Origin of the sequence: Streptomyces sp. NPDC005899 (assembly GCF_040629645.1) — a bacterium.
Taxonomy (GTDB): domain Bacteria; phylum Actinomycetota; class Actinomycetes; order Streptomycetales; family Streptomycetaceae; genus Streptomyces.
The window spans coordinates 1-6,729 of record NZ_JBEXWB010000343.1 but is presented as its reverse complement, the minus strand read 5'-3'; the positions used below and the strand labels follow the sequence as shown (position 1 = coordinate 6,729).

Genomic DNA, 6,729 nt, shown 5'->3' with positions numbered 1-6,729 from the left:
ATCGACCTCCACCTTCTCGCCTCCGCCTGGCCCCCCGGCGGGGCGGGGGGTGCGTGGCTCGCCTCCCGCCCGCGGCCGGGGGGGGGCCCGGGCGGGGGGGGCGGGGGGTGGGCCCGGGGCCGGTTGGGGGGGGGCCCCACCCCCCCACCCCCCCGGGGGCCGCGCCCCCCCCCCCCCCGGGCGGGGTCCGCGCGGGGCAGGTGTGCGAAGGGGCTTCGCGCACTCGGTAACCTTGGGGGAGGCCGTTGTCCGGCCCGCTCCGCCCACCCCGTGTACCAGGAAGGTGTCCACCACCGTGGAAACCGTAAGCTCCGCAGCCCGGACGGCCCCGGCCGCAGTGATCGTCGCCATCGACGGTCCCTCCGGCACCGGCAAGTCGAGCACCTCGAAGGCCGTCGCCGCGCAGCTCGGCCTGAGCTACCTGGACACCGGCGCGCAGTACCGCGCGATCACGTGGTGGATGCTGAACAACGGCATCGACGTGGACGACGCGGCCGAGGTGGCCACCGCCGCCGCCAAGCCGGTCATTCTCTCCGGCACGGACCCGTCGGCCCCGACCATCACCGTCGACGGCGAGGACGCCTCCGGCCCGATCCGCACCCAGGAGGTCACCGCGGCCGTCAGCGCCGTCAGCGCCGTCCCCGAGGTACGGGCCCGGATCACCGAGCTCCAGCGCACCATCGCCGCCGAGGCCGGGCGGGGCATCGTCGTCGAGGGCCGGGACATCGGCACGACCGTGCTGCCCGACGCCGACATCAAGATCTTCCTGACGGCCTCGCCCGAGGCACGCGCGGCCCGCCGCAGCGGTGAGGTCAAGGGCTCGGACCTCGCCGCCACCAAGGAGGCGCTGATCAAGCGGGACGCCGCCGACTCCGGCCGCAAGACGTCCCCGCTGGCCAAGGCGGCCGACGCGGTCGAGGTGGACACCACCGAGCTGACCCTCCCGCAGGTCATCGAGTGTGTCGTCGCCCTCGTCGGGGAGAAGCGGGCCGCGAAGTGACCGATGCCACCGCCGCGCCCACGCCGCGCGGAGCGGCCGTCGGACGCGGGATCGGCATCGGCCTCATGTACGGGCTGTTCCGGCCCCGGGTCCTCGGCGCGTGGCGGGTGCCCGCCACCGGACCCGTCATACTCGCGGTGAACCACGCGCACAACCTCGACGGGCCGATGCTGATGGGCACCGCACCCCGGCCCGTCCACTTCCTGATCAAGAAAGAGGCGTTCGCCGGTCCCCTCGACCCGTTCCTGCGCGGGATCGGGCAGCTGAAGGTGGACCGTACGACCGTCGACCGCACCGCCGTCACGCGGGCACTCGGGGTGCTGGAGAACGGCGGCGTCCTCGGGATCTTCCCCGAGGGCACCAGGGGCGAGGGCGACTTCGCCTCGCTGCGGGCGGGACTCGCGTACTTCGCGGTACGCGGCGGTGCGCCGATCGTGCCCGTGGCGGTCCTGGGAAGCACGGAGCGCCGCGGGCGGTTGATACCGGCGCTGCCTCCGCTGCGCAGCAGGGTCGACGTCGTCTTCGGCGAGGCCTTCCAGGCCGGCGACGGCAGCGGCCGGCGGACCAGGAAGGCGCTGGACGAGGCGACCCTCCGGATCCAGGGGGCGCTGTCCGCGCACCTGGACGACGCCAGGCGCCTCACCGGGCGCCCGGCCAAGACCTGAGTAGTGGGCCACCAGTTCGTGGCCCATCGATGATGACGCACAGAGGAACGGACTTCATGAACGACCAGATTCACTCCGACGGCTCGGACCACGAGCACGGAGCACTTGGCGACGCCGAGTACGCGGAGTTCATGGAGCTCGCCGCGCAGGAGGGGTTCGACCCCGAGGACGTCGAGGGCGCGATCGGTGAGGCCGGCCACGGCCCGCTTCCCGTGCTCGCCGTCGTCGGGCGTCCCAACGTCGGCAAGTCGACCCTGGTGAACCGGATCATCGGCCGCCGCGAGGCCGTCGTGCAGGACAAGCCGGGCGTCACCCGCGACCGCGTCACCTACGAGGCCGAATGGGCCGGGCGCCGCTTCAAGGTCGTCGACACCGGCGGCTGGGAGCAGGACGTGCTGGGCCTCGACGCCGCCGTCGCCGCCCAGGCCGAGTACGCCATCGAGACGGCCGACGCCGTCGTGTTCGTGGTCGACGCGACGGTCGGCGCGACCGACACCGACGAAGCGGTCGTCAAGCTGCTGCGCCGGGCGGGCAAGCCCGTCGTCCTGTGCGCCAACAAGGTCGACGGCCAGAGCGGTGAGGCCGACGCCACCGCGCTCTGGTCGCTGGGCCTCGGGGAGCCGCACCCGGTCTCCTCGCTGCACGGCCGCGGCACCGGCGACATGCTCGACGCCGTGCTGGAGGCGCTTCCCGAGGCGCCGGCCCAGACCTTCGGCACCGCGCTCGGCGGTCCGCGGCGCATCGCGCTGATCGGCCGCCCCAACGTCGGCAAGTCCTCCCTGCTGAACAAGGTGGCCGGCGAGGACCGCGTCGTCGTCAACGCCCTGGCGGGCACCACCCGTGACCCGGTCGACGAGCTGATCCAGCTCGGCGGGACCACCTGGAAGTTCATCGACACGGCGGGCATCCGGCGCAAGGTCCACCTCCAGGAGGGCGCGGACTACTACGCCTCGCTGCGCACGGCGGCCGCCGTGGAGAAGGCCGAGGTCGCCGTCATCCTGATCGACTCCAGCGAGTCCATCAGCGTGCAGGACCAGCGCATCATCACGATGGCGGTGGAGGCCGGGCGGGCGATCGTCGTCGCCTTCAACAAGTGGGACACCCTCGACGAGGAGCGCCGCTACTACCTCGAGCGCGAGATCGAGACGGAGCTCGCGCAGATCGCCTGGGCCCCGCGCGTCAACGTCTCGGCCGTCACCGGCCGGCACATGGAGAAGCTGGTCCCCGCGATCGAGACCGCGATCGAGGGCTGGGAGACCCGTATCCCCACCGGCCGGCTCAACGCCTTCCTCGGGGAGATCGTCGCCTCCCACCCGCACCCCGTGCGCGGAGGGAAGCAGCCCCGCATCCTCTTCGGCACGCAGGCGGGCACCAAGCCGCCGCGGTTCGTCCTCTTCGCCTCCGGCTTCCTGGAGCACGGCTACCGCCGCTTCGTCGAGCGCCGGCTGCGTGAGGAGTTCGGCTTCGAGGGCACCCCGATCCACATCTCCGTCCGGGTGCGTGAGAAGCGCGGCCGCAAGAAGTGACGTCGTACGACCGAGCCCCGGGCCGCTCACTCACGCGAGGTGAGCGGCCCGGGGCTCTGTCGTGCGGTCAGGCGTCCCCGGACCCCGGCGGCAGAGCCGCGGGCCGGGTGCGCCCGGCGTGACGCCCCACCCGCTGCCAGGAGCCCAGGTTGCCGTGCGCGCTCTGGCTCCCCTGGCCGTTCGCGGCCGTACGACCGCCCAGCGGGGCACGGCCGCCGAACATCCCGATGCCGAACTTGCGGAAGCCGAGGTTCTCCTCACCCGTCCGGTCCCCCGGAAGTGCCCGGAACGATCGCCGGTACTCCGAGTACAGGGCGTCGTAGATCGGGGTGGGGGAGGTGCCGCCCGAGGGTTCATGCGACGGACGCATGGCCGGGATCGGGGCGGGCTGCTGGTGCGAAGGGTCGTATGAGTGCACGTAGGTGCCAACGACCCCGCCGCCCGTCGGATGCGGGCCGGGTGGAGAAAACGGGGCCCGGCGGGTACGGGAGGGCGGTGCGGACATGATCAGGTCCCGGCGAGCGGCATCGCGGCGGCGACCAGGAGGCCGTTGACCGCGGCCTTGTCGAGCGCGTCGCGGAGCAGGTCCTCGCGCGGCTGCTGGCCGATGGAGCCGGCCGGGGCGGCGAAGACGAGCACCGTCTGCGACTTGTTCGCGGCGGCCCGCCAGCCCTCGGTCACCTGGAGCGGCTGATGCGCCTGCCACCACGCGACGGGGCTGCCGCCGGCGGCGCCGGGCTGCAGCACGGCGTGCAGCTGCCCCATGGCCAGGAGCACCGACCAGCCGGTCAGGACGCCCGGCAGCCGGTGCAGGTCGGGCGTGGGCACGAAGCCCTGTTCCAGCAGCAGCTGGAGGAACTGGTCGCCGTCCCGGCCGTCCGTGCCGGGCCGGGCGATCGGGCCGGTCGGTTCGACGACGAGTGCGGGGCGCAGGTCGTCCTCGATCAGGACGAGGCCGCTGGTGATGCCGAGAACGGCCTGTTCGGGCATGAGGCCCTCCGGGTTCTGTGGCTCGCTGCCGGTGATGGATCGCACGGCGCCCTGCAGTTGGTCCTCCGCGACCTGGACGACCTGCGAGGGGATGCAGGTCGCGTGGGCGAAGGCGAGTACGGCGGTCTCCTCGCCCACGAACAGCACGGTGCTCGTGCGCTCCTGGTCACAGTCGCCCGGAGTGCGGCAGGAGGTGCAGTCGTAACTGCCTGGGGCACTGTCGCCGACGAGCAGCCGGTCGGCTTCGGCATCGCCGATCTCGGCGCGTACGTCCTCGCTGACGTCCAGCATGCGCGGCACGGGTGGCTCCTCGGACTCGGTGCGTGGGCCGGGCGGTTCCCGGCTCATGAAAGGACAACGGGAGACCGGGGGCCGGGGTCACGCGCGAATCGGCGCGAGAAGGCGGGCGGGCCGGCGGGCCTGCGGGCCGGCAGGTCGCGGCAGCGATACGGAGCGGACCGTTCCGCGGAAGGGCCCCTGAGGCCACGGGCGGCGTCATACCGCCGCGGACCTGCGCGCCCGCCGGTGAACCCGGTGGGCCGAGGTGACGCCGCGTAAGGTCGCTGATGACCAGTCGAACAGGGGAAGCCGACTTCACCATGCACATTTCATTCCTGCTCCACAACGCGTACGGCATCGGGGGAACGATCCGTACCGTCTTCACCCTCGCGGGCACCTTGGCCGAGCAGCACGACGTGGAGGTCGTCTCCGTGTTCCGCCACCGGGACACACCGAAGCTGGGCGCGCCCGACGGAGTGCGCATGCGGCATCTCGTGGACCTGCGCAAGGAGAGCCCGGGATACGACGGCGACGCCGGCGCCTACTCCGCGCCCGCCGCGGTCTTCCCGCAGGGCGACACCAGGCACCGCCAGTACAGCAGGCTCACCGACAACCGCCTGGCGGCCTTTCTGGGCTCCCTGGAGGCGGACGTCGTCGTCGGGACGCGCCCGGGCCTCAACATCCACATCAGCCGGCAGGCGCGGCGCGGCCCGGTGCGCGTCGGCCAGGAGCACCTCACGCTGGAGAGCCACGGCTACCGGCTCCGCCGGGAGATAAGCCACCGGTACGGGCTGCTCGACGCGGTGACGACCGTCACCGAGGCCGACGCCCGCGACTACCGGCAGCGGCTGCGCCTGCCCGGCGTGCGGATCGAGGCCATCCCGAACAGCGTGCCGGCGCCCACCGGGCCACCCGCGGACGGCGACGCCCGGTGGATCGTCGCGGCGGGCCGCCTGCACCGGGTGAAGCGGTACGACGTGCTGATCCGGGCGTTCGCCGGGGTCGCGGCCGCCCGCCCCGGATGGGGACTGCGGATCTACGGCGCCGGCGACGCGAGCGGCGACGAGCAGAAGGCACTGCGCGGGCTCGTCGACGGGCTCGGGCTCCGGGACCGGGTGCTCCTGATGGGATCGGTGCACCCGATGGAGAAGGAGTGGCCCAAGGCATCCATCGCCGCCGTCACTTCCGAGCGCGAGTCCTTCGGCATGACGATCGTGGAGGCCATGCGCTGCGGACTGCCGGTCGTCTCCACCGACTGCCCGCACGGCCCGGCCGAGATCATCGACGACGGCAAGGACGGCCGGCTGGTGCCGCTGGGTGACACGGCGGCCTTCACCTCCGCCCTGCTCGCGCTCGTGGACGACGACGGTCTCAGGCACCGGATGGGGCGGGCCGCACGGGCGTCCTCCGCCCGGTTCGACCCGGCACCGATCGCGGAGCGGCACGAGCGGCTCTTCACCGAACTCGCCTCCCGGGGCGCCAGGGGCCGCTCGCGGAGCGCGGTCCGTACGGCGCTGCACCGCTCCCGGGGCAGCGTCCTGGACGGGGCGTACGCGCTCCGGTACAAGGCGGCGGATGTGGTCCGCAAGGGGAAGGCGCTGTGAGGACGTGCGTCCGGTCGCCGCATCCCTGACCGTCCGTCCGGCCGGCGGTGGCCTCGGGCCGGGGAGATACCCGGGACGCGGATAAGGCGCGCGGAAGGGCACGTGAATTGCCGATGACGTACCCGTTCACGCGCCTTTCCACGGCTCTCCGGAAATCACGCTCCGCCCCGGTGCCGGCCCGTCCGGCAATTCGCTTCCACGGCCGCGCGCACGTTTGCGCGGGCGGTCGTGAATTGCGGTTCGCGGGGGCCGGTGCGAAGCGTTCGGGTGAAAGGCGTCCGGTACGCGCGCGTGGGGACCTGTGACACACCCGTGACCGTGGACCGCACGAGGACGTGCGCGTCCGTCGTCACCCGCCCCGCTTCCGTCACCGTCCCGTGCGCCCTACGGTGAGAGGCATGGCACCTGTACCGACACCCTCCGCCCAGCCGGCCGACAAGCCCGAGTCGTACGTCGGCCTCGACGCCGAGACCGCCGAGCGGCAGGCGAGAGAGCGCGGCTGGAGCACGGTCCGGTCACTCCCGCCGGGCACGGTCGTCACCATGGAGTTCCTCGGCGGACGGATCAACTTCCAGGTGGAGTCCTCGACCGTGACCCGGTGCTGGATCGGCTGACCGGCTCCCGGGTACGGCGAAGGCCCCGACGTCCGTCCGTCGGGGCCTTCG

Annotated in this window: 7 protein-coding genes; 5 read left to right on the top strand and 2 right to left on the bottom strand. The window is 73.1% G+C overall.

What is annotated here, in order from left to right; genetic code table 11:
• Nucleotides 1–283 precede the first annotated feature (283 nt).
• Genes cmk through der form a run of 3 tightly spaced genes read left to right on the top strand, consistent with a single transcriptional unit; the run spans nt 284 to nt 3,191 of the window.
• Complete coding sequence (gene cmk, locus ABZ371_RS27065) at nt 284–1,000, top strand: (d)CMP kinase (RefSeq protein WP_358684244.1); 717 nt, start codon at nt 284–286, stop codon at nt 998–1,000.
• A complete protein-coding gene (locus ABZ371_RS27060; RefSeq protein WP_358684242.1) occupies nt 997–1,665 on the top strand; it encodes a lysophospholipid acyltransferase family protein in 669 nt (222 codons plus the stop codon). The genes cmk and ABZ371_RS27060 overlap by 4 nt, the downstream gene beginning before the upstream one ends.
• A gap of 56 nt (nt 1,666–1,721) precedes the next feature.
• Nucleotides 1,722–3,191: a ribosome biogenesis GTPase Der gene (gene der / locus ABZ371_RS27055; protein WP_358684240.1), complete on the top strand. Its 1,470-nt coding sequence runs from the start codon at nt 1,722–1,724 to the stop codon at nt 3,189–3,191.
• Between the two features lie 67 nt (nt 3,192–3,258).
• On the opposite strand, the gene ABZ371_RS27050 is transcribed toward der, so the two are convergent.
• Both ABZ371_RS27050 and ABZ371_RS27045 read right to left on the bottom strand, forming a co-directional pair.
• The gene (locus ABZ371_RS27050) at nt 3,259–3,561 is read right to left on the bottom strand and encodes a hypothetical protein (protein ID WP_358684238.1); all 303 of its coding nucleotides are present in this window, start codon (nt 3,559–3,561) and stop codon (nt 3,259–3,261) included.
• Nucleotides 3,562–3,698: 137 nt separating this feature from the next.
• Entirely contained in the window at nt 3,699–4,481 is a 783-nt protein-coding gene (locus tag ABZ371_RS27045; RefSeq protein WP_358684236.1) for a hypothetical protein, read from the bottom strand.
• Nucleotides 4,482–4,780: 299 nt separating this feature from the next.
• On the opposite strand from ABZ371_RS27045, the gene ABZ371_RS27040 reads away from it, so the two are divergent.
• Nucleotides 4,781–6,064: a glycosyltransferase family 4 protein gene (locus tag ABZ371_RS27040; RefSeq protein ID WP_358684246.1), complete on the top strand. Its 1,284-nt coding sequence runs from the start codon at nt 4,781–4,783 to the stop codon at nt 6,062–6,064.
• A 398-nt stretch (nt 6,065–6,462) separates the two neighbouring features.
• Nucleotides 6,463–6,678 (top strand): I78 family peptidase inhibitor, encoded by a 216-nt coding sequence (locus ABZ371_RS27035; protein ID WP_358684234.1) that lies wholly within the window; start codon nt 6,463–6,465, stop codon nt 6,676–6,678.
• Nucleotides 6,679–6,729: the final 51 nt, after the last annotated feature.